This is a genomic window from Pseudomonas sp. SLBN-26 (assembly GCF_006715895.1).
GTDB classification, from domain to species: domain Bacteria; phylum Pseudomonadota; class Gammaproteobacteria; order Pseudomonadales; family Pseudomonadaceae; genus Metapseudomonas; species Metapseudomonas otitidis.
In genome coordinates this window covers 1,891,789-1,916,346 of record NZ_VFOB01000001.1, presented here as the reverse complement: position 1 = coordinate 1,916,346, position 24,558 = coordinate 1,891,789, and the positions used below count along the sequence as shown (strand labels likewise).

The 24,558-nt window shown below is 69.7% G+C and carries 22 protein-coding genes and 1 riboswitch; of the genes, 10 read left to right on the top strand and 12 right to left on the bottom strand.

The genetic code is table 11. The annotated features are described in order from the left end of the window. Positions 1 to 35 precede the first annotated feature (35 nt). The 6 genes from uca to FBY21_RS08775 form a co-directional block, all read right to left on the bottom strand. Positions 36 to 3,677, bottom strand: a complete 3,642-nt coding sequence (gene uca / locus FBY21_RS08800; protein WP_142010391.1) for an urea carboxylase — start codon at positions 3,675 to 3,677, stop codon at positions 36 to 38. 212 nt (positions 3,678 to 3,889) lie between these two features. Continuing rightward, positions 3,890 to 4,525, bottom strand: a complete 636-nt coding sequence (locus tag FBY21_RS08795; protein WP_142010389.1) for an urea amidolyase associated protein UAAP2 — start codon at positions 4,523 to 4,525, stop codon at positions 3,890 to 3,892. 10 nt (positions 4,526 to 4,535) lie between these two features. Further along, a complete protein-coding gene (locus FBY21_RS08790) occupies positions 4,536 to 5,264 on the bottom strand; it encodes an urea amidolyase associated protein UAAP1 (protein ID WP_142010387.1) in 729 nt (242 codons plus the stop codon). A gap of 13 nt (positions 5,265 to 5,277) precedes the next feature. Continuing rightward, entirely contained in the window at positions 5,278 to 6,078 is an 801-nt protein-coding gene (locus tag FBY21_RS08785) for an ABC transporter ATP-binding protein (protein ID WP_044405795.1), read from the bottom strand. Further along, positions 6,075 to 6,890: an ABC transporter permease gene (locus FBY21_RS08780; RefSeq protein WP_142010385.1), complete on the bottom strand. Its 816-nt coding sequence runs from the start codon at positions 6,888 to 6,890 to the stop codon at positions 6,075 to 6,077. Before FBY21_RS08780 ends, FBY21_RS08785 begins: the two co-directional genes overlap by 4 nt. A gap of 70 nt (positions 6,891 to 6,960) precedes the next feature. Continuing rightward, on the bottom strand, positions 6,961 to 8,028 hold the full coding sequence (locus FBY21_RS08775) for a putative urea ABC transporter substrate-binding protein (protein WP_142010383.1): 1,068 nt from the start codon (positions 8,026 to 8,028) through the stop codon (positions 6,961 to 6,963). A 64-nt stretch (positions 8,029 to 8,092) separates the two neighbouring features. Next, a riboswitch (guanidine-I (ykkC/yxkD leader) is annotated at positions 8,093 to 8,192 on the bottom strand. A gap of 306 nt (positions 8,193 to 8,498) precedes the next feature. Here FBY21_RS08775 and FBY21_RS08770 point away from each other — a divergent pair. Further along, positions 8,499 to 8,927, top strand: a complete 429-nt coding sequence (locus FBY21_RS08770) for a hypothetical protein (RefSeq protein ID WP_142010380.1) — start codon at positions 8,499 to 8,501, stop codon at positions 8,925 to 8,927. A gap of 1 nt (position 8,928) precedes the next feature. On the opposite strand, the gene FBY21_RS08765 is transcribed toward FBY21_RS08770, so the two are convergent. Further along, a complete protein-coding gene (locus FBY21_RS08765) occupies positions 8,929 to 9,849 on the bottom strand; it encodes a LysR family transcriptional regulator (RefSeq protein WP_142010378.1) in 921 nt (306 codons plus the stop codon). Positions 9,850 to 9,947: 98 nt separating this feature from the next. On the opposite strand from FBY21_RS08765, the gene FBY21_RS08760 reads away from it, so the two are divergent. The 6 genes from FBY21_RS08760 to FBY21_RS08735 all read left to right on the top strand — a co-directional run bounded on the left by FBY21_RS08760 (position 9,948) and on the right by FBY21_RS08735 (position 14,769). Beyond that, positions 9,948 to 11,735, top strand: coding sequence for an alkyl/aryl-sulfatase (locus FBY21_RS08760; RefSeq protein WP_044405847.1), 1,788 nt, complete (start codon positions 9,948 to 9,950; stop codon positions 11,733 to 11,735). Between the two features lie 92 nt (positions 11,736 to 11,827). Next, positions 11,828 to 12,073: a DUF1145 domain-containing protein gene (locus tag FBY21_RS08755; RefSeq protein WP_142010375.1), complete on the top strand. Its 246-nt coding sequence runs from the start codon at positions 11,828 to 11,830 to the stop codon at positions 12,071 to 12,073. A 190-nt stretch (positions 12,074 to 12,263) separates the two neighbouring features. Further along, positions 12,264 to 12,548: a hypothetical protein gene (locus FBY21_RS08750; RefSeq protein ID WP_074969609.1), complete on the top strand. Its 285-nt coding sequence runs from the start codon at positions 12,264 to 12,266 to the stop codon at positions 12,546 to 12,548. Positions 12,549 to 12,618: 70 nt separating this feature from the next. Next, complete coding sequence (locus FBY21_RS08745; protein WP_142010373.1) at positions 12,619 to 13,422, top strand: helix-turn-helix transcriptional regulator; 804 nt, start codon at positions 12,619 to 12,621, stop codon at positions 13,420 to 13,422. 65 nt (positions 13,423 to 13,487) lie between these two features. Beyond that, on the top strand, positions 13,488 to 14,102 hold the full coding sequence (locus FBY21_RS08740; protein WP_142010370.1) for a LysE family transporter: 615 nt from the start codon (positions 13,488 to 13,490) through the stop codon (positions 14,100 to 14,102). Positions 14,103 to 14,166: 64 nt separating this feature from the next. Further along, entirely contained in the window at positions 14,167 to 14,769 is a 603-nt protein-coding gene (locus FBY21_RS08735) for a flavin reductase family protein (RefSeq protein WP_142010368.1), read from the top strand. A gap of 172 nt (positions 14,770 to 14,941) precedes the next feature. On the opposite strand, the gene FBY21_RS08730 is transcribed toward FBY21_RS08735, so the two are convergent. Both FBY21_RS08730 and FBY21_RS08725 read right to left on the bottom strand, forming a co-directional pair. Then, a complete protein-coding gene (locus FBY21_RS08730) occupies positions 14,942 to 16,534 on the bottom strand; it encodes a malate:quinone oxidoreductase (protein ID WP_044400551.1) in 1,593 nt (530 codons plus the stop codon). A gap of 302 nt (positions 16,535 to 16,836) precedes the next feature. Then, entirely contained in the window at positions 16,837 to 18,096 is a 1,260-nt protein-coding gene (locus FBY21_RS08725; RefSeq protein WP_142010365.1) for an HD-GYP domain-containing protein, read from the bottom strand. A gap of 252 nt (positions 18,097 to 18,348) precedes the next feature. On the opposite strand from FBY21_RS08725, the gene atzF reads away from it, so the two are divergent. Together atzF and FBY21_RS08715 are read left to right on the top strand one after the other, a co-directional pair. Continuing rightward, entirely contained in the window at positions 18,349 to 20,163 is a 1,815-nt protein-coding gene (gene atzF / locus FBY21_RS08720) for an allophanate hydrolase (RefSeq protein ID WP_142010362.1), read from the top strand. A 7-nt stretch (positions 20,164 to 20,170) separates the two neighbouring features. Then, positions 20,171 to 20,866 carry a GntR family transcriptional regulator gene (locus tag FBY21_RS08715; RefSeq protein WP_253543686.1) on the top strand — a complete coding sequence of 232 codons (696 nt, stop codon included), beginning with the start codon at positions 20,171 to 20,173 and terminating at the stop codon, positions 20,864 to 20,866. Here FBY21_RS08715 and FBY21_RS08710 read toward each other — a convergent pair. Continuing rightward, entirely contained in the window at positions 20,848 to 21,342 is a 495-nt protein-coding gene (locus tag FBY21_RS08710; protein WP_142010357.1) for a DUF1543 domain-containing protein, read from the bottom strand. The two genes, FBY21_RS08715 and FBY21_RS08710, sit on opposite strands and share 19 nt — an antisense overlap. A 122-nt stretch (positions 21,343 to 21,464) precedes the next feature. After that, on the bottom strand, positions 21,465 to 22,988 hold the full coding sequence (locus tag FBY21_RS08705; RefSeq protein WP_142010355.1) for a sensor domain-containing diguanylate cyclase: 1,524 nt from the start codon (positions 22,986 to 22,988) through the stop codon (positions 21,465 to 21,467). A 153-nt stretch (positions 22,989 to 23,141) separates the two neighbouring features. On the opposite strand from FBY21_RS08705, the gene FBY21_RS08700 reads away from it, so the two are divergent. After that, positions 23,142 to 24,119: a class I SAM-dependent methyltransferase gene (locus FBY21_RS08700; RefSeq protein WP_142010352.1), complete on the top strand. Its 978-nt coding sequence runs from the start codon at positions 23,142 to 23,144 to the stop codon at positions 24,117 to 24,119. Positions 24,120 to 24,152: 33 nt separating this feature from the next. Here FBY21_RS08700 and FBY21_RS08695 read toward each other — a convergent pair whose 3' ends face one another. Next, the gene (locus tag FBY21_RS08695; RefSeq protein ID WP_074968056.1) at positions 24,153 to 24,491 is read right to left on the bottom strand and encodes a tryptophan synthase subunit beta; all 339 of its coding nucleotides are present in this window, start codon (positions 24,489 to 24,491) and stop codon (positions 24,153 to 24,155) included. Between the last annotated feature and the right edge of the window lie 67 nt (positions 24,492 to 24,558).

The window sequence follows — 24,558 nt, the reverse complement described above, 5'->3', positions numbered from 1 at the left end:
CGGTGACGGGGGCGTCCCCGTCACCGCCGCGTGGCTCAGGCCTCCTCCAGCACCACCACCCGCTGCCCGGCGCGCACCGGGGAGCCGGGTTGCACGCGGACTTCGCGGACCACGCCATCGCGCGGGGCGGTGAGGGGGATCTCCATCTTCATTGACTCCAGGATCACCAGCACGTCGCCGGCCTTCACGCTGGCGCCGGCCTCCACCTGCACCTGCCAGAGGTTGCCGGCGATATGGCTTTCGATGGCGTGCTGGCCGGCGTCCAGCGGGGCGTCCTCGCCCAGCTCCGGCGCCGGGTCCTCGCTGTCGAAATGGGCCTGGCCGGAGGCGAGCCAGCGTTCCCGCTCGGCGTTGAACGCCGCCTGCTGCTGAGCACGGAAGGCAGCGATGCCCTCGGCCTCGGCGGCGAGGAAGGCCTGGTAGTCCGCCAGTCGCAGCTCGCTGTGCTCGATGCGCAGCGGGAAGCGGCCCAGGGGGAAGTCGCGGCGGATGCGCAGCAGCTCCTCGGCACTCACCGGGTAGAAGCGGATCTGGTCGAAGAAGCGCAGCAGCCAGGGCTTGCCGTCGAAGGCGGCCACCTCGCGGTAGCGGTTCCACATCTGCAGGGTGCGGCCGACGAACTGGTAGCCGCCGGGGCCTTCCATGCCGTAGACGCACATGTAGGCGCCGCCGATGCCCACGGAGTTCTCCGCCGTCCAGGTGCGTGCCGGGTTGTACTTGGTGGTCACCAGGCGGTGGCGCGGGTCCAGCGGCGTGGCCACCGGCGCGCCGAGGTAGACGTCGCCCAGGCCCATCACCAGGTAGCGGGCGTCGAACACGGTGCGCTGCACCTCGTCGAGGTTGGGCAGGTCGTTGATGCGGCGGATGAACTCCAGGTTGCTCGGGCACCAGGGCGCGTCCTTGCGCACCGTGGTCATGTACTTCTCGATGGCCAGCTGGCAGGCCGGGTCGTCCCAGGACAGCGGCAGGTGGACGATGCGTGACGGCACGGCGAGGTCGCCGGCGGCGCAGACGCCGTCCCAGAGCCCCGCGACCACTTGCAGCAGGCGTTCCAGGGGCAGGGTCTCCGGCTGGTAGTGCACCTGCAGCGAGCGGATGCCGGGGGTCAGGTCGATGACGCCTTGCAGCGCCTCGGCCTCCAGCGCCTGCATCAGCGCGTGACCCCGGAAGCGCAGCACCAGGTCCAGCTCCGCCGCGCCGATCTCCAGCAGCAGGTGGGTGTCGCCGGAGAGGCGCGCCACCAGGCGTGTGGCGTCCTGGCCGAGGTCGAGGACGATGGGGCTCGAAAGCTCGGCCGTACTTGTAGGCGCGGATTCATCCGCGATTTGGCTGCTACCCGCATCGCGAATGAACTCGCTCCCACGGAGGGTGGTGCATTCGCGGTCACCTGCCTTGGCCAAGGCCCGCGCCGTGGCGATATCCACCGGCTCGAAGCGCACCTTGTCGCCGGCCTTGAGCTGGCCGAGCTGCCAGAGGTCGGCCTCGATCACCGTCACCGGGCAGACGAAGCCGCCCAGGCTGGGGCCGTCCGGGCCGAGGATCACCGGCATGTCGCCGGTGAAGTCAACGGCGCCTATGGCGTAGGGGTTGTCGTGGATGTTGGAGGGGTGCAGGCCGGCCTCGCCGCCGCTCTCGCGCACCCATTCCGGCTTCGGGCCGATCAGGCGCACGCCGGTGCGGCTGGAGTTGAAATGCACTTCCCAGGCGGTGGCGAAGAAGGTCTCGATGGAGGCCGGGGTGAAATACTCCGGTGCGCCGTGGGGGCCGTAGATCACGCGGAGGCGGCGCACCTCGGGCAGCGGTGGGTACAGGGCCTCGGGCAGGCGGGCGCCGGCTGCGCGGTCGGCCAGGGGCGCCAGGTGCAGCACGTCGCCGGCCCGCAGTGCGCGGCCGCCGTGGCCACCGAACTGGCCGAGGGTGAAGGTGCTCTTGCTGCCCAGGTAGTCCGGCACCTGCAGGCCGCCGCGCAGGCACAGGTAGCTGCGCGCGCCGGCCCCGGCAAGGGTGCCGAGGGCGAGGGTGGCGCCGGCGGGCACCAGCAGGGCGGTGTCCAGTGGCTGCGGCTGGCCGTCGAGGCTGAGCGGGATGGGTGCGCCGGTGACGGCCACCACCGCGTCGGTGTTGAAGCGCAGGGTGGGGCCGCTCATGGTGATTTCCAGCGCGGCGGCGCCTGCTTCATTGCCCAGCAGGCGGTTGCCCAGGCGCAGGGCGCGGCTGTCCATGGGGCCGGATGGCGGCACGCCCACGGCCCAGTAGCCGAGGCGGCCGGGGTAGTCCTGCACCGTGGTCTGGGTGCCGGCGCCGAGCACCTCGACGGTGTGGGCGCGGTAGGCGAGGTGTTCCAGGCAGCGGGTCCAGGGCTGGCCGCTGGCGAAAGGCGCGTCGACCAGGATCTGCCGCAGGTAGTCGCGGTTGCTTTCCACGCCGTAGAGCTGCGTGTCGGCCAGGGCGCGGCCGAGGGCGACGCTGGCCTCATCGCGGGTCGGTGCCCAGGTGATCAGCTTGGCGATCATCGGGTCGAAGTAGGGCGGGATCTCGCAGCCCGCTTCCACCCAGGTGTCGATGCGCAGGGCGCGGCTGTCCGCCTCGGGGAAGCGCACGGCGGTGAGCAGCCCGGGGCTGGGCTGGAAATCGCGGCCCGGGTCCTCGGCGTAGAGCCGCGCCTGGATGGCGTGGCCGCTGGGGCGCAGGCCCTTCGCCAGTTCGGCGAGCGGGGGCAGGGTGCCGGCGGCCAGTTCGACCATCCAGCGCACCAGGTCGACGCCCCAGACCTGTTCGGTGACGCCGTGCTCCACCTGCAGACGGGTGTTCACTTCGAGGAAGTAGAAGCGCTCGGCCTCGCTGTCGTAGACGAACTCCACGGTGCCGGCGCTGCGGTAGTTGACCGCCCTGGCCAGCTGGATGGCGGCAGCGCAGAGCGCCTCGGCCATGCCGGCGGGGAGGTTGGGCGCGGGGGTTTCCTCCAGCACCTTCTGGTTGCGCCGCTGCACCGAGCAGTCGCGCACGCCGAGGGCGATCACCTCGCCCTGGCCATCGCCGAACACCTGCACCTCCAGGTGGCGGGCCCGCTGGATGTACTTCTCGATGAATACCCCGGCGTCGCTGAAGTTGTTCTGCCCCAGGCGCTTCACCGCCTCGAAGGCTTCGCTCAACTCGCTGGCCGAACGGCATACGCGCATGCCGATGCCGCCACCGCCGGCGGTGCTTTTCAGCATCACCGGGTAGCCCACCTGCTCGCCGGCCACCAGCGCCGCGTCGAGGCTTTCCAGCAGTTCAGTGCCTTCGAGCATCGGCACCCCCTCGGCCTTGGCCAGGGCACGGGCGGTGTGCTTGAGGCCGAAGACGCGCAACTGCGCGGGCGTCGGCCCGACGAAGGCGATGCCGGCCGCCTCGCAGGCTTCGGCGAAGGCGGCGTTCTCGGAGAGGAAGCCGTAGCCGGGGTGGATCGCCTGGGCGCCGCTCTCACGGGCCACGGCGAGGATCTTGTCCACCACCAGGTAGGTGCTGGCGGCCGGCCCGTCACCCAGGCTGTGGGCCTCGTCGGCCTGCTGGATGTGCAGGCTGGCGATGTCCGCCTCGGCGTACACGGCGACGCCGCGCACGTCGAGCTGGCGCAGGGTGCGGAGGATGCGGCAGGCGATGGCGCCGCGGTTGGCGATCAGGAGTTTTTCAAACATTGCGGAGCCCTCGAAAGGGATGACGGGCCGTCCCGCCTTGTTCGTCTGCACCACGGTCGTCCGTGGCTGGCGAGGCTTCGCGAGCAGAGCTCGCTCCTACGGTCGTGGTCCGGGGTTCTTGCCGAGGCATTGCCCTGAACGGCTCTGGCACAGGAGGAACAGCCAACGCCGCACCCCTTGCAGCTTGCCGCTCACCCCTTGCCGCTGCTTCTTCACTCCCATACCAACACCTGCGCCGGAGTCGGGTTCCAGCCGTTGCAGGGGTTGTTCAGCTGCGGGCAGTTGGAGATGAGGACGATGACGTCCATGTGGGCCAGCAGCTCGACGTACTTGCCGGGGGCGGAGATGCCGTCCTCGAAGGTGAGGCCGCCTTCGGGGGTGACCGGCACGTTCATGAAGAAGTTGATGTTGGCGCTGATGTCGCGCTTGGCCAGGCGGCCGTCGTGCAGGCTGGCGCGCAGGAAGTTGTCGCGGCAGCTGTGCATGTAGCGGGTGCCGAGGGCGTAGCGCACGGTGTTGCTTTCCTGGGCGCAGGCGCCGCCGAGGGTGTCGTGGCGGCCGCAGGTGTCGGCGACGATGCTCAGCATCGGGTTGCCGAGGTTGGACCAGAGCACGCTGCCGGGGCCGAGGTAGACGCGGTTCTGCTTGCGCAGGGTGCGCTGCACGTCATAGCGCTCGCGCGGGTTGCGCGCGCTGTAGAAGAGGGTGTCCACCGCCTGGTTGCCTTCGAGGTCGAGCAGGCGCAGGGTCTGGCCGGCCTTCACTTCGGTCATGAAGGGTTCGCCGGCGGCGATCACGGCGGTGTAGACGGCGGCTTCGTGGTGTTTGTCGCTGGGAGTCGGGTTCATCGGGCGGCCCTCAGATGTACAGGCGTTCGGTGTTGTGGAAACCACGGCCGTTTTCCGGGCGCGAGGTGCGGCAGAGCAGGGTGATGCCGTCGCTCTCGACCTTGTGCCAGGCCAGCTGCACGGGCTTGGGCGCGTAGACGGGGTCGGGGTCCATGGGGTGCTGCAGGGCGGTGAGCACCACCAGGGTGTCCATCGGCGCGTACAGCTCGATGCAGTCGCCGGCCTGGCTGTTGCCGGGCGCGAAGTGGAAGCAGCCGTCGGCGTCCACGGTGACCTTGCTGAACAGGTTCAGGCACATGAGCAGGTCCTGCAGGTTCAGGTCCCACTTGCCCATTTCCACCAGCAGGTTGTCGACGCCGTTGCGGAAGAAGCCGTTGCGCAGTTCCTGGTAGCGGCCCTGGCCGTACTTCTCGCGCACTTCCTCGGCGTTGAGCACGCCGCCGAAGCTGTCGTGCCAGCCGCAGCTGTCGGCGGTGATGGCGGCGAGCACGCGGCCCATGTCCGAGTACAGGCAGTGGCCGGCGGTGAGCTTGGCGGTGTGCTGGCACTTGAGGCTGTCCGGCAGGTTCAGGCGCTCGCTCTTCTCGTTGGCGTTGAACAGCAGCAGGCTGACGTTGGCGCCGCCCTCGATGTCGCTGATGCGCAGCAACTGGCCGCGCTTGAGGACGAAGGAGGTGTGGCCGCCGCCGGGGACGGTTTCTTCATAGAGGGTGGGGCGCAGGGCCAGGGATGCGGTCATGGGCAGGCTCCTTTCAATGGGCCGGGGCGGTCTGCAGGGCGCGGGTGACCCGCTCCGGCAGGGCTTCGACGGCGGCGCGCGCGGCGCGGCGGTCGCTGTTCAGGGGGATGTCGTAGGTGATGCGTGCGCCGTAGGCGTTGGGCGCGTGCGGGTCGTGGCGGACCTTGTCGAAGACCATCAGCCGGGTGCCGAGGCTGAAGCCTTCGGAGAGGTCGTGGGTGACCATGAACACGGTCAGCCGGGTTTCCTGCCACAGGCCCAGCAGCAGGTCGTGCATGTCCTTGCGGATGCCCGGGTCGAGGGCGCCGAAGGGCTCGTCGAGCAGCAGCACGCGGGGCTTCATCACCAGGGCCTGGGCGATGGCCAGGCGCTGCTGCATGCCGCCGGAGAGCTGCGCGGGGTACTTGCCGAGCGCGTGGCCGAGGCCGACCTTGGCCAGCATGGCGGCGGCCTGCTCGCGGGCCTCGCGCCGGGCGCTGCCGAAGAGGCGGCCGAGCAGCGGCGAGCGGGGCAGCTCCAGGCCGAGGGCGACGTTGTCCAGCACCGTCAGGTGGGGGAACACCGAGTAGCGCTGGAACACCACGCCGCGGCTGGCGTCGGGCTCGGCCACCAGGGGCTGGCCGTCCAGCAGCAGTTGGCCCCGGCTGGGTGTCTCCTGGCCCAGCAGCATGCGCAGGAAGGTGGACTTGCCGCAGCCGGAGGCGCCGACCAGGGTGCAGAACTCGCCTTCGTTCACCTTGAGGTTGAGGTTCTCCAGCACCACCTGGTCGCCGTAGGCCTGCCACAGGTTCTTCACTTCGATGAAGGCGCTCATGCCTTGGCTCCTTCGTACCAGGGGAAGGCCAGGCGGGTGAGCTGGCGCAGGCCCAGGTCCATCAGCCAGGCGAGCAGGGTGATCCACACCACGTACGGCAGGATCACGTCCATGGCCAGGTAGCGGCGGACCAGGAAGATGCGGTAGCCGAGGCCGTCGGTGGAGGCGATGGCCTCGGCGGCGATGAGGAACAGCCAGGCCGAGCCCAGCACCAGGCGCAGGGAGATGAGCAGGCGCGGCAGCAACTGCGGCAGCACCACGCGCAGGATCAGGGTCCAGGTGTTGGCGCCCAGGGTTTGCGCCTTGATCAGCAGTTCGCGGGGGATTTCCCGGGCGCGCTGCTCCAGGTCGCGGGCGATGCAGGGGGCGATGCCGATGACGATCAGCATCACCTTGGACAGCTCGCCGAGGCCGAAGACGATGAACAGGATCGGCAGGATCGCCAGCGGCGGCACCATCGACAGCACCGTGAGCAGCGGCGACAGCGGCGCGCTGAACAGCGGCAGGGTGCCGGCGGCGATGCCCAGGCACAGGCCCAGCAGGGCAGCGATGCCGAGGCCGATGGCCAGGCGCTTGAGGCTGGAGGCGCTGTCCTGCCAGAACAGGTACTGACCGGAGCGCTTGTCTTCGGTGAAGGCCAGGCGCTGCACCGCGTCGACCATCTGCGTGGCGCTGGGCAGCAGCTTGTCGTTGGGGTTTTCCGTGAGCCGCGCCGCCGACCCGGTGAAGTAGGCGAACAGCAGCAGGGCGAAGGGCAGCAGGATCAGCAGCAGCCTTCCTGCACGGTCCGGGTGGCGGTTGATCAGGCGCATGGCGAGCACTCGGTGGCGTGGGGCGGCGCAGGCGGGGCCGGGGTGGCGCCCGCCAGCGGTTGGGGGCGGCTCAGAGCGTGCCGTCGGCGGCCATCTGCACGTAGGTCGGGTCGAAGCGCAGCTTCACGTTGGCCTTGTCGCCGGTGACCAGCCCCTTGGCGAAGCTCATGCCCACCGCGTGGGCGTCCTTGGCGCCTTCACCCAGCAGGCCGTGGGCGAAGGAGAAGGTGGCCACCTTGTCCATGGTCGCCGGCAGTTTCGGGCTGGTGACGAACTCCAGGGCCTCGGCCGGCGTGCCGAACAGGCGGGTGGCGTCCAGTTGGGCCTGGTAACCCGCCAGGTCAGTGCCCGAGGCCTTGGCCATGTGTGTCAGGGCGGCGGTGCTCTCGGCAGTGCCGGCCTTCATCAGCGCGACGATCTCGAACCAGGCGCCGGTCAGCGCCTTGCCCAGGGCCGGGTTGTCCTTCAGGGTCTCGGTGTTCACCACCATCATGTCCATGATCTCGCCGGGCACCTTGCTGGAGTCGAACACCAGGCTGGTGCCGGGCTTGGCCTTGATCTCGGCGAGCATCGGGTTCCAGGTGGTCACCGCCTGCACCTCGTCGGTGTCGAAGGCGGCGGCGATGTCGGCATCGGAGGTGTTCACCACCTGCACGTCCTTCTCGGCCAGGTGGGCACGCTCCAGGGCACGGGCCAGCAGGTAGTGGGAGACGGACAGCTCCACCAGGTTCACCGGCAGGCCCTTGAGGTCGCCGAGGGTCTTGCCTTCACCCTTGAGCACGATGCCGTCGTTGCCGTTGGAGAAGTCGCTGACGATCAGCGCGGTGCTGTCCACGCCGCCAGCGGCGGGGATGGTCAGGGCGTCCATGTTGGTCATGGTGCAACCGTCGAACTGGCCCGCCGTGTACTGGTTGATGGATTCGACGTAGTCGTTGAGCTGGGTGACCTTGATCTCGATGCCGTACTTCTTCGCCCACTTGTCGACGATGCCCTGGGTGGCACCGTACTCCCACGGCATCCAGCCGGCGTAGATCGTCCAGCAGACGTCGAAGTTGCTCTTCTGGGCGGCGGAGGCGTTGAGGCTGAAGGCCGCAGCGAGGGCGGCGGCAGCGAGGGCGAACAGACGGGGTTTGCGCATGGGGTACCTCCAGTTCGGTTGAGGGCGGGCGGAGCGGCGCGGCACATCCCGATCAAGGGGCGCGTTCTCCCGGGCTTTTGTCCCGCCGTGTAACCTCGCTGGAGGTCGCCAGCTCTCGGACCAGTCATCCGCCTGCGCGGACCGGAACCCTAGCCAGCCATTGCAAATTGTGGTGCCGCGATCCCGGTGGGCCGGGTAGCTCCTGCACGCCAGCCACAAAGCGAAGGACGTGCCAACACGGGCAAAGGCCCGCAGCAGAAGGGCCAGGCGCCGCCCCGTGGTTCGTCGGCCGCCCTCCGGCGCCCAGGGATGGGGCGCGCTGCCTCGCCGTGGTGCGTGGAAATACGCCGTAAAGGATTTTGCCGACGGCAGGTTGCACACCGCTGCACCGGCCCGCTGTCGAATCCGGTGGGAGCAATCCCGGGTGCCGACATTCGTGGGCACCGTCCCAGCGGTCGAAGGAGGCCGCCATGTCCAATCGAACCCTGTTGCTGATGGCTTTACTGGGCCTGCCCCTGACGGGCTGCGCCGCCTATGACTACGACGACTACCGCGAGTACCCGCGCCAGTCCGGCGGCTACTACCGCATCGAGTCCTATCCCGGCTACCCCACGTACCCCACCTACATCATCCGCGAGCGCCGCTATGCACCGCCGCCTCCGCCACCTGTGGTGCGCGGCTGGCCGGAACGGCGCGACCCGCCGCGCTACGAGCGGCATGAGTACCAGCGCCAGGACTGGCGCCAGCAACCTCGGAACGACTGGGACGAACGCCGCCACGACTACACCCCGCGCCTGCAGAACTGGGGCGGGCAGCCGGACGGCGGACCCCGCTACTGGCAGGGCCGTGACCGCCACGACCGTCACGACCACGATGGTCGCGGCGGCTGGGGGCGCTAGCTCAGCCGGGCAGGGCCGGTGGGGTGCGGGCGTCCTCGTCGAGGATCAGCGCGCGCATCGCTTCGGCCGCCGGTGACAGGGTGCGCCCGGCGCGGCTGACCAGGCCGTAGGCCGAGCGTTGCGACAGCAGGCCGGGCGCCAGCTCCAGCAGGGCCAGGCGTCCGGCCTCGATCTCTTCGGCCACCACGTCCAGTGGCGCCATGCTCAGCACGTCGCTTTCCGCCACCAGCGCCTTCAGCACCATGAAGTTGTCGCACTCGATGCCCAGCGGCTGGCCGCTTTCCGCCAACTGCCCCAGGGCCTGCGCCACCTCGGCGGGCACCTGGGTGCCGGCCAGCGGGTAGGCTGCCAGGTCGGCCGCCGTCAGCCGGTGCCGGCGCCGGCCCAGCAGCGGGTGCCCCGGCCGGCAGAAGATCACCCCGGGCCAGCTGCGCAGCGGCGTGACCTCCAGCTGCGGGTCGTCGCGCAGTTCCCGTACATCGGCCACGAACAGCTCCAGGGCATCGTCCAGCAGGCGCTGGTGCAGGCTGTACCAGGTATCGATGGCCAGTTGCACCCGCACCCCGGGGTGCGCCCCGGCGAAGCGCCCCAGCGCCCGGGGTACCAGGCGGGCGGCGGGGTAGGGGCCGGCACCCAGGCGCAGTTCGCCGCTGCCCAGGTTGTCCAGCTGGGAGACCGCACTGCGCAGCGCGCGGTCGCCGTCCAGCAGGCGCCGGGCGTGCTCCAGCACCAGCCGGCCGTGGGCGGTCAGGCTCACCTGGCGCGGCCCCCGGTCCAGCAGGCGGCAGCCCAGGCCGTTCTCCAGGGCCTGGATGCTGCGGCTCAGGGCCGGCTGGCTGAGGTTCACCGCCTCGGCGGCACGGGCGAAGTGGCCGTGTTCGGCCAGGGCGACGAAGTGACGGAGCTGGCGAAGGTCGCTCATGCGTTACCTGCATTGAAAGCTGGATAAGAATGCATTGGCATTATCATTCGGCCGCTGCCAGCCTGTCTGCGCTCATCCACAACAACAACGAGCCGACCATGCGACTGACTACCCGCTTCAGCGGCCTGCTGCTGGCCGCGACCCTGCCCCTGGGGGCCGACGCCGCCCTGCCCGACGAAACCCTGAAAGCCAGCATCAACCCCGAACTGGCCGAACACACCCGGCACTTCAACCAGAAGGTCTACCAGGTGGCCGACAACGTCTGGTCGGCGGTGGGCTGGAACCTCGCCAACAGCGTGATGATCGAGGCGCCCGAGGGGCTGATCATCGTCGACACCGGCGAGTCGGTGGACCAGTCGCGCAAGGTCCTCGCCGAGTTCCGCAAGATCAGCGACAAGCCCATCAAGGCCATCGTCTACACCCACTTCCACCCGGACCACATCAACGGTGTGAAGGCCTTCGTCAGCGAAGAGCAGGTGAAGAGCGGCGAGGTGCGCATCTACGCCCAGGAAACCCTGCTGGACAACGTCGTCACCCAGGGCTCGCTGGTGGGGCCGATCCTCGCCATGCGCTCGGGCTACAGCTTCGGCGTTGCGCTCTCCGACGAGGACAAGCGCGACATGAACGCCGGCCTCGGCCCGCTGGCCCACGAGGGTGCCTCCACCTTCATCGCCCCCACCGACACCTTCCGCGACAGCCTCGACACCACCATCGCCGGGTTGAAGGTGCAGTTCCTTCACGTGCCCAGCGAGGCGCCGGACGAAATCGTCCTCTACCTGCCGGACAACCGCGTGCTCATCAGCGCCGAGGTGACCCAGGGCCCGACCCTGCCCAACGTCCACACCCTGCGCGGCACCAAGTTCCGCGACCCGGTGGTGTGGGTGGCGAGCCTGGACAAGCTGCGGGCCTTCCAGGCCGACGTGATGGTGCCGCTGCACGGCCAGCCGGTGAGCGGGCGGGAGAAGGTGGAGGAGGTGCTGCGCATGACCCGCGACGCCATCGCCTACATTCACGACCAGACCGTGCGCTGGATGAACAAGGGCCTGACCCCCGACGAGCTGGTGGAGAAGGTCAAGCTGCCGCCGCACCTGGCTGGCTACACGCCCTACCTGCGCGAGTACTACGGCACCGTGAAGCACAGCGTGCGGCAGATCTACCAGGGCTACCTGGGCTGGTTCCAGGGCGACCCGGTGGACCTCGACCCCATCCCGCCGGCGGAGAAGGCCAAGCGCCTGATCGCCCTCATGGGCGGTCGCGACAAGGTGCTGATGGCGGCCGGCGACGCCTACCTGAAGGGCGACTGGCAATGGGCGGCCGAACTGTCCGGCTACGCCATCCGCGTCGACCACGACGACAAACTCGCCCGCGACATCAAGGCCCGCAGCTTCCGCCGCCTGGGCTACGCCAGCATGAACATCAACTGGCGCAACTGGTACCTGATGAGTGCCATGGAGCTGGAAGGCAAGCTGGAGGGCGACGTGGCGCTGGAAATGTCCCGCCGGGTGCGCGCGGCCTTCCTCTCCCCGGACATGCTGAAGAACCTGCCGGCGCGCATCTTCCTGCAGAACTGGGTGACGCGCATCGACCCGGAGAAGAGCGGCGACGTCGAACTGGCCCTGGGCTTCGCCTTCCCCGACATCGACGAAGCCTGGACCCTGGAGGTGCGCCGCGGCGTGGCCCAGCTCAAGTCCGGCATCGACCCCGCCGTGCCCCTGCGCCTGACCCTCGACAAGCGCTACCTGGACACCGTCATCAGCGGCGAGAACAGCCTGCTCAAGGGCGCGCTGCTGGGGGACGTGAAGGTCGACGGCAACCTGCTGGACATCAAGACCTTCCTCGGCTGCTTCGACTTCGAGGACGCCCCCATCGCCCTCACCGTGCGTTGAGCCGGGCAGGGCGCCTGCCAACCAAAAGTGCGGAGAGCCGTGCCGCCGCCAGGCGGCACACTCTGTCTCCCGCCCCTCACGATGGAGACACCATGCACCTGCCTTCCTTCCTCAAGGGCGCGCTGGCCATGTTCTGGCTGGTGGCGCTGCTCAATGTCATCTACCCCTTCGGCGAGACCCTGCACCGGCCGCTGCTGCTGGTATCCGCCCTGGTCCTGCTGGCCCATGTCGGCGAGGCCGCGTTGTTCAACCGCAAGCTGCGGGCCCGGCCCTCGCCCTGGCTGGAGCGTATCCAGGTCCTGCTGTTCGGCTTCCTGCACCTGCGCGGCCTGCGTTGAGGCCGGGGGCCATCCCGCCTGTCATGGCCCTGTAATGGCAACTGCGTAGGAGATGTCGGACCCCGTCGCACCTGGCGGGGTCCCGTCCGTTGAACGATTGGCTGAACCTGGAGCGGGGTGGCGTGTTCAAAACCCTGTCGATGCGCCAGGGGGCGCCGACTTGCGAGGACGCATGCAAGGAGTCCACACCATGAAGATTTCCGCCGAACTGGCGTTGAACAATGCGCGCACGCAACTGGCCCTGATGCGCAGCGCGCCGGACCGCCGGGCGCTCGCCTACCGCTTCGCGGTGGCGCGCGGCTACATCGATGCGCTGCACGATTTCGCCGTGATCGACGCCCAGCAGTGGCGCCAACTGCTCGACGAGGCCGATGCCTTGCGCCTGGAAGCCGATACCGCGTTGCACAGCCTGCCCGTGGCCCACCTGCCACTGGGCCGCAGCGTCGCCGAGCCGTCCCCGGCCCAGGTGGCCTGACCGCCTGCACATTGCCGGCCCGGTGGCGGGCGCCGTATGCTCGGCGCCTTTCCCACCTGGGCCGGATGCGATGTTCTCTTCCCGACAGGCCATGCTGGGCCGGATGGAAGTCGCCCATTGCAGCGGCACCGGCCATCGCTTCGCCAAGCACAGCCACGACGAATGCGTCATCGGGGTCAACCTCGTCGGCGTGGAAGAGGTGTGGCTGGATCGGCGCACCTTCAGCGCACAACCGGGCGACATCACCCTCTACAACCCCGGCCAGATCCAGGGCGGCGGTGTGAAGGAGGGCGAGCCCTGGCGCTTCGCCGGCCTCTACCTCTGCGCAGACCGACTGGCTGCCGACTTCGGCCTGGCCCACCTGGAATTCGAGCGTGCCTGCTGGCGCCAGCCGCGTTTGGGCCAGTGCCTGAGCGAAGCGGTCGTGCTGGGCCTGCAGGCCGACCCCCACGCCCGCGAGCGTGCCGAGGAGCGCCTGCTGGAGGCGCTGGCGCACCTGGTGGATGCCTGCGCCGCACGCCTGCCGCGCACCACCTCCCTCGGGCGCGGCCCGGTGGCCCGGGTCCAGGCCCTGCTGGCCGACCGCCTGCAGGACACGCCCGACCTGGAGGAAATGGCTGCGCTGGTGGGCGTCTCGCGTTTCCACCTGCTGCGCGCCTTCCAGAAGGAAACCGGCCTGAGCCCGCGCCAGTGGGCCATGCAACTGCGCACCTGCCGCGCCCGTGGGCTGCTGCGGGCGGGCGTGCCGGCCACCGACGTGGCCCACGCCCTGGGCTTCGCCGACCAGAGCCACCTCAACCGGCACTTTCGCGCCGCCTACGGCATCACCCCCGGTGAACTGGGACGGCGCCTGCGCGGCCAGGCTGCAATCTGATCCAAGTCCGCCCTAGGGCGAGCCGGCATACTCGCGCCTTTCTGGCCGTGCCCTGGGAGTATTCGATGTCGATGGTGTTCATTTCCGCCTTTCTGTTCGGCGTGGCGTTCTGCCTGTCGCCCGGTGCCGTACTGGCCGAGACCCTGCGCCGAGGCCTGCTGCATGGCTTTCGCCCGGCGCTGATGGTGCAGGTGGGCTCCCTGGCCGGCGATGCCCTGTGGGCGCTGCTGGGGCTGGCCGGGCTGACCCTGCTGCTGGCCCAGGACGCGGTGCGCGTGCCGCTGACCCTGGCTTGTGCCGCCTACCTCGCCTGGCTCGGCTGGCGCAGCCTGGGGGATGCCTGGCGGCTGCCGGAGGCCGACGACGCAGCCGCGCCTGCGGCGGACCGGGGTGCCTTGCTGACCGGCGCAGCGATCTCCCTGACCAACCCGAAGAACATCGTCTACTGGGGCGCCCTGGGCAGTGCCCTGGCCGGCATCGTCGGCGAGGCCCCGAGCCTGGCCCAGACCGCCACCTTCTTTGCCGGCTTCATGACCGCCTCGGTGGCCTGCTGCTTCCTCTGCGCCGGCCTGGTGGCCTGGCTGCGGCGCAACGCCTCGGCCTTCTGGCAGCGGGCCAGCCACGGCCTGTGCGGCGTGCTCCTGCTGGGCCTGGCAGCGCTCGCCCTGCGCGGGCTGTAGCCACTGGACGGCGCTGCCCACGCTGAGGCAGGCTGCCGGGCCCGTGTCCCTGCTGGAGCGTGTCATGTCCGCTGAATTCCGCCGTCCCGTCCCCCTCGCCAAGGCCTATCGCCTGCTCAACCACGGCCCCACCGTGCTGGTCAGCGCCGCCCATGGCGGCAAGCGCAACGTCATGGCCGCTGCCTGGGCGATGCCCCTGGATTTCGACCCGCCGAAGGTGGCCGTGGTGCTGGACAAGTCCACCTGGACCCGGCGCCTGCTGGAGGCCGACGGCCATTTCGTGCTCAGTGTGCCGGCCCGCCACCAGGTGGACTTGGTACAGACCCTCGGCTCCAGCTCGGGCCATGAACTGGACGCCGCCGGGCACGACAAGTTCGCCACCTGGCAGGTCGGGCACTTCCCGGGCGAGCAGGTCGCCGCGCCGCTGATCGAAGGCTGTGTCGCCTGGCTGGAATGCCGCCTGCTGCCCGAGGAGCACATTCAGCAGGGCTACGACCTGTTCCTCGGCGAAGTCATCGCTGCCCAGGCCGACAGCCGGGTATTCAGCGAAGGCCGCTGGCATTTCGACGGCCAGGACGACCTGCGCACCCTCCACCACGTCGCCGGTGGGCATTACCTGGTGATCGGCGAGGGGGTTGATGGCCAGGCATTGCCGGCCAAGGCGTGAGGGCGCTCAGGCTGCGTAGCCCGGACTTCAGTCCGGGAGCGCGCCGAGTGCGCATTCAGCACCCGTAGGAGCGAGCTCTGCTCGCGAACGCTCTTTTGTGCAAGTACGGCTGAATGTCTGCGGAAGCGGCTTCAGCCGCGATGCCCCGCCCAGGACGGGCGGGGCGGGGGGATCAGAGGGCGGCGGCCGGGGCCGGGGCGCTCTCGGGCTGGACGGGGATGAACTCCAGCTGCAGGCGCTCGTGGCTCCAGGCGCGGGTGCTGTTGGTCAGCTCCAGGTCGTCGTTCAGCTTGCGGCCGTAGGACGGGATGATGGCCTTCAGGCGGGCCTGCCAGGCGTCGCTCTTGAGCTTCTCGGGGAAGGTCTTCTCCAGCACGCTGAGCATGATCGGCGCGGCGGTGGAGGCACCGGGGGAGGCGCCCAGCAGGGCGGCGATGGAGCCGTCAGCGGCGCTGACCACTTCGGTGCCGAACTGCAGCACGCCACCTTTCACCGGGTCCTTCTTGATCACCTGCACGCGCTGGCCGGCCTGGATCAGTTCCCAGTCGGCGTCCTGCGCATCGGGGAAGTACTCGCGCAGGGCGGCCATGCGGTCGTCCTGGTCGAGCATCAGCTGGCCGACCAGGTACTGGCTGAGGTCCAGGTTGTCCATGCCGGCGGTGGTCATCGGGCCGATGTTGTCGGTGGTGATGGCGCTGAACATGTCCATGTGCGAGCCGTTCTTCAGGAACTTGGTGGAGAAGGTCGCGAAGGGGCCGAACAGCAGCACTTCCTGGCCGTCCACCACGCGGGTGTCCAGGTGCGGGACGGACATGGGCGGCGAGCCGACCGAGGCCTTGCCGTAGAGCTTGGCGTGGTGACGGGCGACCACGTCCTGGTTGCGGGTCATCAGGAAGGAGCCGCCCACCGGGAAGCCGGCGTAGCCTTCGGCTTCCGCAATGCCGGATTTCTGCAGCAGCTTCAGGGCGCCGCCGCCGGCACCGATGAACACGAAGCGGGCGTTGACTGCGCGCTCGGCGCCGTCGTGGGCCAGGTCGGCCACCACCACTTTCCAGGTGCCGTCTTCGTTGCGCACGATGTCGCGCACTTCATGGCTCAGGTTCAGCTTGAACTTGGGCGACTCGGACAGGGAGGCGAACAGCTGGCGGGTGATCTCGCCGAAGTTCACGTCGGTGCCAATCGGCATGCGGGTGGCGGCGATCTTCTGGGCCGGGTCGCGGTCCTGCATCACCAGCGGTACCCACTGGGCGATCTGCGCGTGGTCTTCGCTGTATTCCATGCCGCGGAACAGGTTGCTGTGCTGCAGGGCGGCGTGGCGCTTCTTCAGGTAGGCGACGTTGTCGTCACCCCAGACGAAGCTCATGTGCGGGACGTTGTTGATGAACGAGCGGGGGTTCTTCAGCACGCCACGATCGATCTGGTAGGCCCAGAACTGCTTGGAGATCTCGAAGGATTCGTTGATCGCCACGGCCTTGCTGATGTCGATGCCGCCGTCGGCGGTCTCGGGGGTGTAGTTCAGCTCGCAGAAGGCCGAGTGGCCGGTGCCGGCGTTGTTCAGGGCGTTGGAGCTTTCCTCGGCGACCTGGTCGAGGCGTTCGAAGGTCTCGATCGTCCACTCGGGCTCCAGCTCGTGGAGGTAGGTGCCGAGGCTGGCACTCATGATGCCGCCGCCGATCAGCAGCACGTCGAGGGGTTGTTCGGGGGCGTCGGGCTGGGAGCAGCCGACCACGCTCAGGCACGTCAGTGCCAGCAGCAGTTTCTTCATCGATGAACCTTCCAGTCTTCCGGGCTGCGCCTGCCACCCTGTGCACGCGGTGTGGCCGGGCCCTTTGTGAGGGCGCGACCGGGCGGTGGCGCTGCGTTCTTCTGGCCGTCGCATGTGGCGGCGGCTGCGAACGGTGGTCCTGGGACCACCGTGGGCGGCCAAAAAAGCAAGGGCTGTGCCAGATGGTCGCAGGCCAGGTGGCATGGGGCTTGCCGGGAGGCATGCCGGCCGCGGGCTGGCGGGTACCCGCCACCATGGCGGGGCCTGGGAGGCGGTGGGTGGCGGAAATCCGCCCACGCGGCTCAGCCGCGGGTGCGCGGGTCGATGTAGTAGGTGATGCGCTGGCGGGGGTTGAGGTAGTCCAGTGCTTCGGGCGGCACCTGGGCCGGCCGCAGGGCGGAGGCGATGGCCAGGCGCGGTTCACGCTCCAGGTCGACGATCAGGGCTTCCTCCTTGGGCACCTGGCTGTCGTAGAGGATCAGCGTCGGCTTGAGCGGCTGGCTCGGGTGCATGCCGAGCACCAGGCCGTAGCGATCGTCCTCCAGCTGCACCAGGCTGCCCGGCGGGTAGACGCCCATGCAGCGGATGAAGGCCTTGAGCATCACGTCGTCGAACCGCGAGCGGTGCAGGGCGAACATCTGCTTCAGCGCTTCGTGGGGGCTGAGGCCGGCGCGCGGGTCGCGCGGGTTGCACAGGCCGTCGAAGTGGTTGGTGATGCATACCACCCGGCTCAGCCGGCCGATGGCGGCCTCGGACAGCTGACGCGGGTAGCCGGTGCCGTCGCAGTGCTCGTGGTGCTCGTGGATGACCCGCAGCACCTCGTCGTCGAGCATCAGCTGCTGGCCCCGGCGCAGACCGTACTCGGTGTGCAGCTGGCGCAGCAGCTGTTCCGGGCGGTTCAGCGGCTCAGGCTTGAGCAGCACCTGGCTGGGGATGTCCATCTTGCCGATGTCGTGGAGCAGGGCGCCGAGCCCGAGGCTGTGGCAGGCCTCGCTGTCGTAGCCGAGCTGGCGGCCGAGCATCAGCGACAGCACGGTGACGTTGAGCGGGTGCACGTAGGCATCGTCGTGGGCCTTGCCGTTGATGCTGTGCAGCGCGGCGCCGTCTTCGCCCTGGATGGCTTCCACCAATTCGCCGACCACTTCCCCGGCCTGGCGCAGGGCATCTTCTGGCTGGTTGCGCAGGGCCTGGTTCATCGCCTTGACCCGCTGGCTCGCCTGGACGAAGCGGCGGTCCACCTCGGCCAGGCGCGTGCGCAACTTGCTCAGCTGGACCACCCGCGCCTGGCGCGCGGCTTCTTCCGGGGCTGGCGGGGGCGGGGTGTCCTCCAGCGGCTCGGTCGGCGCGGTGACCGGTTGCAGTGGCAGGGGCTCGCAGTCGCTGCGCGACGGGTCGTAGCGCAGGCGCTTGAGGCCGAGCTTGCGCAGGGCGGTGACCTGGTTGTCGTCGCGGATCTTGAAGTTGCTGAAGGTGAAGTCGTGTTCCCACCAGCCCAGTTCGAGCTGGATGTAGAGGCCGACGCACAGTTGGTCGGGGGTGATGTAGACAGGGCTTGTGGGCATGCCGGGGACCGGGATGGCGAAATGCTGGCAAGTCTAGCGTTTTCGGGGGGCCGAGAGCAGCCCGTCCAAGCGATGGGCCGTGCCGCTCGACGGAGGCCCTGCAATGAGGCGCGCACGCACCGTCGGCGGGCGTCCAGCCGGATGCGCGGGGCCTTTGCAGATGCGACAGGCCGCGTGGTGACTGGGTTCCCGGCTTCTGGTCCGGCGCTTGCAGCGGGCGTTGCCAACTTGGATACAAGATGGAGCGCCCCGATGAAGACCCCGCTGTTGCCCACCACCGGCTGGACCCTGCACGACTGGCAGCAGGCCTACCGCGACGGCCGCCTGCAGCCCGACTGCCTGCATGAGCTGCTGGAGACCCTGCGCGGGGAAGACCCGGCCTGGATCGTGCTGGCCGAACCCGCCCAGCTGACCGAGCGTCTCGCCGCCCTGGCCCGCCAGCTGGAGGCCGCGGGTGGCGACCTGGCGGCCCTGCCTCTCTATGGCGTGCCGTTCGCCATCAAGGACAACATCGACGCCGCCGGCTGGCGCACCAGCGCCGCATGCCCGGCGTTCGCCTACCTCGCCGAGGTCGATGCCACGGTGGTGGCGCGGCTGCAGGCGGCCGGTGCCGTGTTGCTGGGCAAGACCAACCTGGACCAGTTCGCCACCGGCCTGGTGGGGGTGCGTTCGCCCTTCGGCGCGGTGCCCAATGCCTTCGATCCGGCCTATGTCAGCGGGGGCTCCAGCTCCGGCTCGGCCTCGGTGGTGGCGCGTGGCCTGGTGCCTTTCGCCCTGGGGACCGACACCGCCGGCTCGGGGCGAGTGCCGGCGGGCTTCAACAACATCGTCGGCCTCAAGCCCACCCGGGGCTGGTTGTCGACCCAGGGGCTGGTCCCGGCCTGCCGCAGCCTGGACTGCATCTCGGTGTTCGCCCTGACCGTGGACGACGCCGAGCAGGTGGCGCGGCTGGCTGGCGGTTTCAATGAAGCGGACGCCTATGCACGGCGCAACCCGGCCACCGCGCCGGTGGCCATCGGGGCGCGGCCGCGACTGGCGGTGCCCGAGGCGCCCGAGTTCTTCGGCGACCGGCGCAACCAGGCGGTGTTCGAGCAGGCCGTACAGCGTTTCGAGGCCCTGGGCGCCGAGGTGGTGCCCATCGACTTCGGCCCGTTTACCGAGCTGGCCCGCGAGCTGTACCAGGGGTCCTGGGTGGCCGAGCGCACCGTGGCCGTGGGGAGCCTGCTGCAGACCCGGCCCCAGGCGATGGACCCGGTGGTGCGGGGTATCGTCGAGAGCGGCCGCGACTTCAGCGCCTGCGACGCCTACCGTGCCGAGTACCGCCGGGCGGCGCTGGCCCGACGCATCCAGCAGGTGCTGGCAGGGTTCGACGCGCTGTTGGTGCCCACCTCGCCGACCCTGCGCACCCAGGCGGAAATGGCCCGCGAGCCGCTGCTCTACAACAGCCAGTTCGGCACCTACACCAACTTCACCAACCTCGCTGACCTGAGTGCCCTGGCCCTGCCGGCGGGGTTCCGCGAGGACGGCCTGCCGGCCGGCATCACCCTGATCGCCCCGGCCTGGCACGACCAGGCCCTGGCCAGCCTGGGGCGACGCTGGCAGGCCGCGCTGGGTCTGCCGCTGGGGGCCACCGGGCGCTCGCTGCCGCCAGCGGCGCCGCCCGTCCCGGCGCCTGAGTGCGTGCGGGTGGCGGTGGTGGGGGCGCACCTGACCGGGATGCCGCTCAACCACCAGCTGACCACCCGTGGCGCGGTACGGGTGGAGGAGACCCGCACCGCCCCGTGCTACCGCCTGCACGCGCTGGCCGGCTCGGTGCCGCCCAAGCCCGGCCTGGTGCGCGGCCCGGAGGGGGCCGCGATCATCGTCGAGCTGTGGGACGTGCCCCTGGCGCGTTTCGGTGAGTTCGTCGCCGAGGTGTCGCCGCCCCTGGGGATCGGCAGCCTGCAACTGGAGGATGGCCGCTGGGTGAAGGGGTTCATCTGCGAGCCCTGCGGCCTGGAAGGCGCCCGCGACATCACGGCCTTCGGGGGCTGGCGCGCCTACGTGGCGACGCTGGGCGGGCGCTGAGCCGATGGTGAGCCGGCCGCCACGCCTGGCGGAGACCGTCTACCGCCAGCTCAAGGACGACATTGCCGATTTCCGCCTGCTGCCCGGCGACCGCTTCAGCGAGGGCGAGGTGGCCGCGCGCCTGGCGGTGAGCCGCACGCCGGTGCGCCAGGCGCTGGACCGCCTGCAGCAGGAGGGCTACCTGCAGGTGCACTTCCGCAGCGGCTGGGAGGTGCTGCCGTTCGAGTTCGAGCGCTTCGAGGCGTTGTACGACCTGCGCATCGTGCTGGAGCGGGCGGCCATCGAGCGACTGTGCGAGGCCGCCGATGCAGCCGCCAGCCTGGCACCGCTTTGCGCGCGCTGGCAGGTGCCACCGTCCCGGCGCAGCGAGGTGGATGCCGAGGTGGCGGCCTGGGACGAGGCCTTCCACTGCGAACTGGTGGCGGCCGCCGGCAACCCGGAACTGGCGCGGGTGCACCGCGAGGTGAGCGAGCGTATCCGCGTGGTGCGGCGCCTGGATTTCGGGGTGCAAGGGCGGATCGCCGCTACCTACGAGGAGCACGCCGCCGTGCTTGCGGCGATCCTGCGGCGGGATGTGGACGACGCCTGCGCACGCATGACCGCCCACATCGCCCAGAGCCGCGCCCAGGTGCGACAGGTGACCGCCGCACGGCTGCGGGCGGCCCGGTGCGTGGCCGGCGGGGATCAGGACAGGACGATGTAGTCGCTGCGCTGGGTGATGCCCCGGTGCTCGCCTTCGGTGAGGTGGACGTAGCGGCCGTCGAGCAGGTCGATGGGGATGCAGTCGTCCACGTCCAGCAGGGCGTCGGTGTGGGGTTTGTCCCAGCCTGCGTGCATGCGGCGCTTGCCGCGCTCCTTGGCTTCGGCGCGGTCGCGGGCGACCACCAGCAGGTAACGGTGGGCTTCGCCGAAGGAGCCGGGTTCGTAGCCGCCGAGGTTGATGAAGTAGAGCCGGGGCGAGCCGGGTGCCGGTGCCAGGCTGCTGAGGCTGATGCGGTAGCCGTCGACGCCTTCGATGGCCATCCAGGAGTCGATGTGCAGGCCTTCGCGGCTGCCGAACCACTCTTCACGCAGACGGGGGTAGGTGTCTTCGATGGTGTCGGCGAAGGCGAACACCACGTCGTGGACTTCGATCTTGGCCCGGGGGTGCCGGCCACCGAGCATGACGACGTACAGCATTGTCGTTGTCGTTCCTTGGAAGAACAGGGGAGGAGAGGCGCCCGGCATCCACTGCCGGGCGGCGCGCCATGGTAGCGCAGGGTGTGGGGCGGAGTGCAGCGCTTTTCGACGGCCTGCCGGGCTCAGGATGCCGGCGGGTGAACCCGGTCACGGCCGGCGTCCTTGGCGTGATACAGGGCTTCGTCGGCGGCCCGCAGCAGCTGCGCTTCGTGGGTGTTGTCCAGGGGCAGCGGCATGTACACGTGGTAGCCGAGGCTGACGGTGACCACGCCGTGGTCGCTGCTGCTGTGAGGGATCTCCAGCGCGCGCACGGCCTGGCGGATCTGTTCGGCGATGCGGTGGGTGTCCTCGGGGTCGGCGTTGGGCAGCAGCAGGGTCATTTCCTCGCCGCCGTAGCGCGCGGCCAGGTCGCCGGGGCGGCGGGCGAAGCCGGCCAGCACCTGGGCGACGGCGCGGATGCACTGGTCGCCGGCGAGGTGGCCGTAGTGGTCGTTGTAGCGCTTGAAGTAATCGATATCGAGCATGACGATGCCCAGCGGCGTGCCCAGGCGTCGGGCCCGGCTGGCCTCGATGGGCAGCACGGCGTCCAGTCGGCGGCGGTTGGCCAGGCCGGTGAGGGCGTCCTCCAGGGCCAGTTGCTCCAGGGTTTCGTGGGCCAGGCGCAGCTCTTCCTCGGCCAGCGCCCCCTGTTCCATCTGCCGCACCAGGGTGGCGGCGAAGAACACCAGGCCGGCGATCACCACCACCACCACCAGGCACGAGCGGGCCACCTGGTTGAGCCAGGGGGCGGCGATGGACTGGGTGGCGATGCCGGTCTCCACCAGCAGGGGGTAGTCCTGCAACTGGCGGTAGCTGAACAGGCGCTCGACGTCGTCCAGTGAGGAACGGGCCACCGTGACCCCGGCTGGCGCCTCCGGCAGCAGGTCTTTGACGATGTGGGTCTTGGCCAGGCTGCGGCCGGTGGCGTAGGGGTCGAAGGGGTGGCGGACGAGGATGGTGCCGTTCTGTTCGGCCAGCACGATGATGCCGCGGTCCCCCAGGTCGAAGGTCTCGTAGAAGCGGTTGAAGTAGGCCACGTCCAGGGTGGCGACCGCGACCCCGGCGAACTGGCCGTTGCGGTCCTCGATGCGCCGCGAGATGGGGATGACCAGGTCACCGGTGAAGCGGCTGCGGATCACCTGGCTGATGTGCACGCGGTGGTCGTGGTCGTCCCGGTGGTAGCGGAAGTACTCGCGGTCGGCGTTGTTCATCGGCTGGCCGCCCACCTCGCGGTCAGTCACCACGCAGTTGCCGTCCTTGTCGTAGATGAACAGCTCGTGGAGCTGGGGCAGGAACTGCTGCTGGCGCTTCATCAGCCGGTGCATGCGGGCCGTATCCAGCCGCTCCAGGCCGTCATGCTCGACCTGTTCGATCAGGTCGTAGAGCAGGGCATCGGCCTGGCGGATGGCGTCGCGTGCGTGTTCGGCGGCGGCGCCGGTGACGTTGGTGGCGCTGACTTCGGCGCGGTGGAACTCCTGCCGGTAGTCGAGCCAGACCTGCCAGGCCTCCATGGCCAGGATCGCCAGGATGGTCAGGGTGGTGAACAGCCGCGCCAGCTGCTGGGTGCGCTGGTGGGGAGGGGGCTTGGAGGGGGCGGGTGCATTCATGCTGTCGGGTCGTGATCCTGGGTACTGCGGGTCCGGGCGGCCTTATCGGTTCCTGCGGGGAACCTTGGTTGTGAGCGTAGCGGAAGGCGCCGATGACTCCAGCGAGGCGGCCCTTGGTTTAGAATGCCGCCCCTTTTCCCGACGCGTATCGCCATGACTCCCGATTCCTTCGACATCCTCCGGCACCGACTCGTCACGGCCCTGGCCGAGCCGCCGGCCGAGACCCGGCGCCTGTTCCATGGCCGTGGCCGGCTCTGGCCGGGGCTGGAGCACGTCACGGTGGACTGGCTGGAGGGCGTGGTGCTGGTGGCGCTGTTCCGTGAGCCGCCGGCCGAGGCGCTGGAAGGCTTGCGTGCGCTGCTGCTGGCGCTGGCCGAGGCGCCTGCCTGGCCTGCTGGAAGCGTTCGCAGTGTACTGCTGCAGCACCGCTACCGACCCGGCAGCGAGACCGAGTGCCTGTGGGGCGAGGCGGTGGATGCCTGGACCATGCACGAGGACGGCCTGGCCTACCGGCTGGACCTGATGCGCAACCAGAACATCGGCCTGTTCCTCGACATGCGCCATGGCCGCCGCTGGGTGCGCGAGGTGGCGGCGGGGCGCCGGGTGCTGAACCTGTTCGCCTACACCTGCGGCTTCTCCGTAGCGGCCATCGCCGGGGGCGCCGAGGCGGTGGTGAACCTGGACATGGCTCGCGCGGCGCTGGCCCGTGGGCGCGACAACCACCGTCTGAATGGCCATGACCTGGGGCGGGTGAGCTTTCTGGGGCATGAGCTGTTCAAGTCCTGGGGGCGGCTGAAGCGGGAAGGGCCTTACGGGCTGGTGATCATCGATCCGCCGTCGTTCCAGCGCGGCAGCTTCGAGCTGGACCGGGACTACCGCAAGATCCTCCGCCGCGTGCCGGAACTGCTGGCCCCCGGCGCCCGGGTGCTGGCCTGCGTCAACGACCCGGCCACCGGGGCCGACTTCATCATTCGCACGATGGGGGAGGAAGCGCCTGGCCTGGTGTTCCGCGAACGCCTGGCCAACCCGCCGGAATTCGCCGACGAGGACCCGGAAGGCGGGCTCAAGGCCCTGGTGTTCGAGTGGGAAGGGGCCGGGCAGGCCGGCCTGGAGTCTGAAGCAGGGCGCTAGCCCGGAGGGACGCGGACGTGCGCGGGACTGCGCTCAGATCACGCCCGCGTCGTCGTCGTTGATCAGCCGGTTGAGCCCGCCCAGGGCTTCCCGCGCCTGGGTCCGGCTGAGCAGCTTGGACTGGGCGGCCGGCGGCAGGTCGGTGATGCGCAGGACGCCCTTGGTCATGAGCACGCTGATCAGGTCTTCCAGCACCCGGATCATCTCGCTGTCGCTCTGCTTGAGTTGCAGCAGGCTGGCCTCGATGGCCTGGTTGGAGTACCAGGCGAGCACGTCCTGGTCGTCGGCGGGGAGCTGGCCGGTGTGGCCGGCGAACTCGGCCGCTTCGACCCGCACCAGTTTGCCCTGGTCGTCGCGCTGCACGTAAAGCATGGGTACCCCCTGGTTGGACATGATTCGCCGGACGCACATCTATACGCGTGGCCTGGCAAGCAGGCAA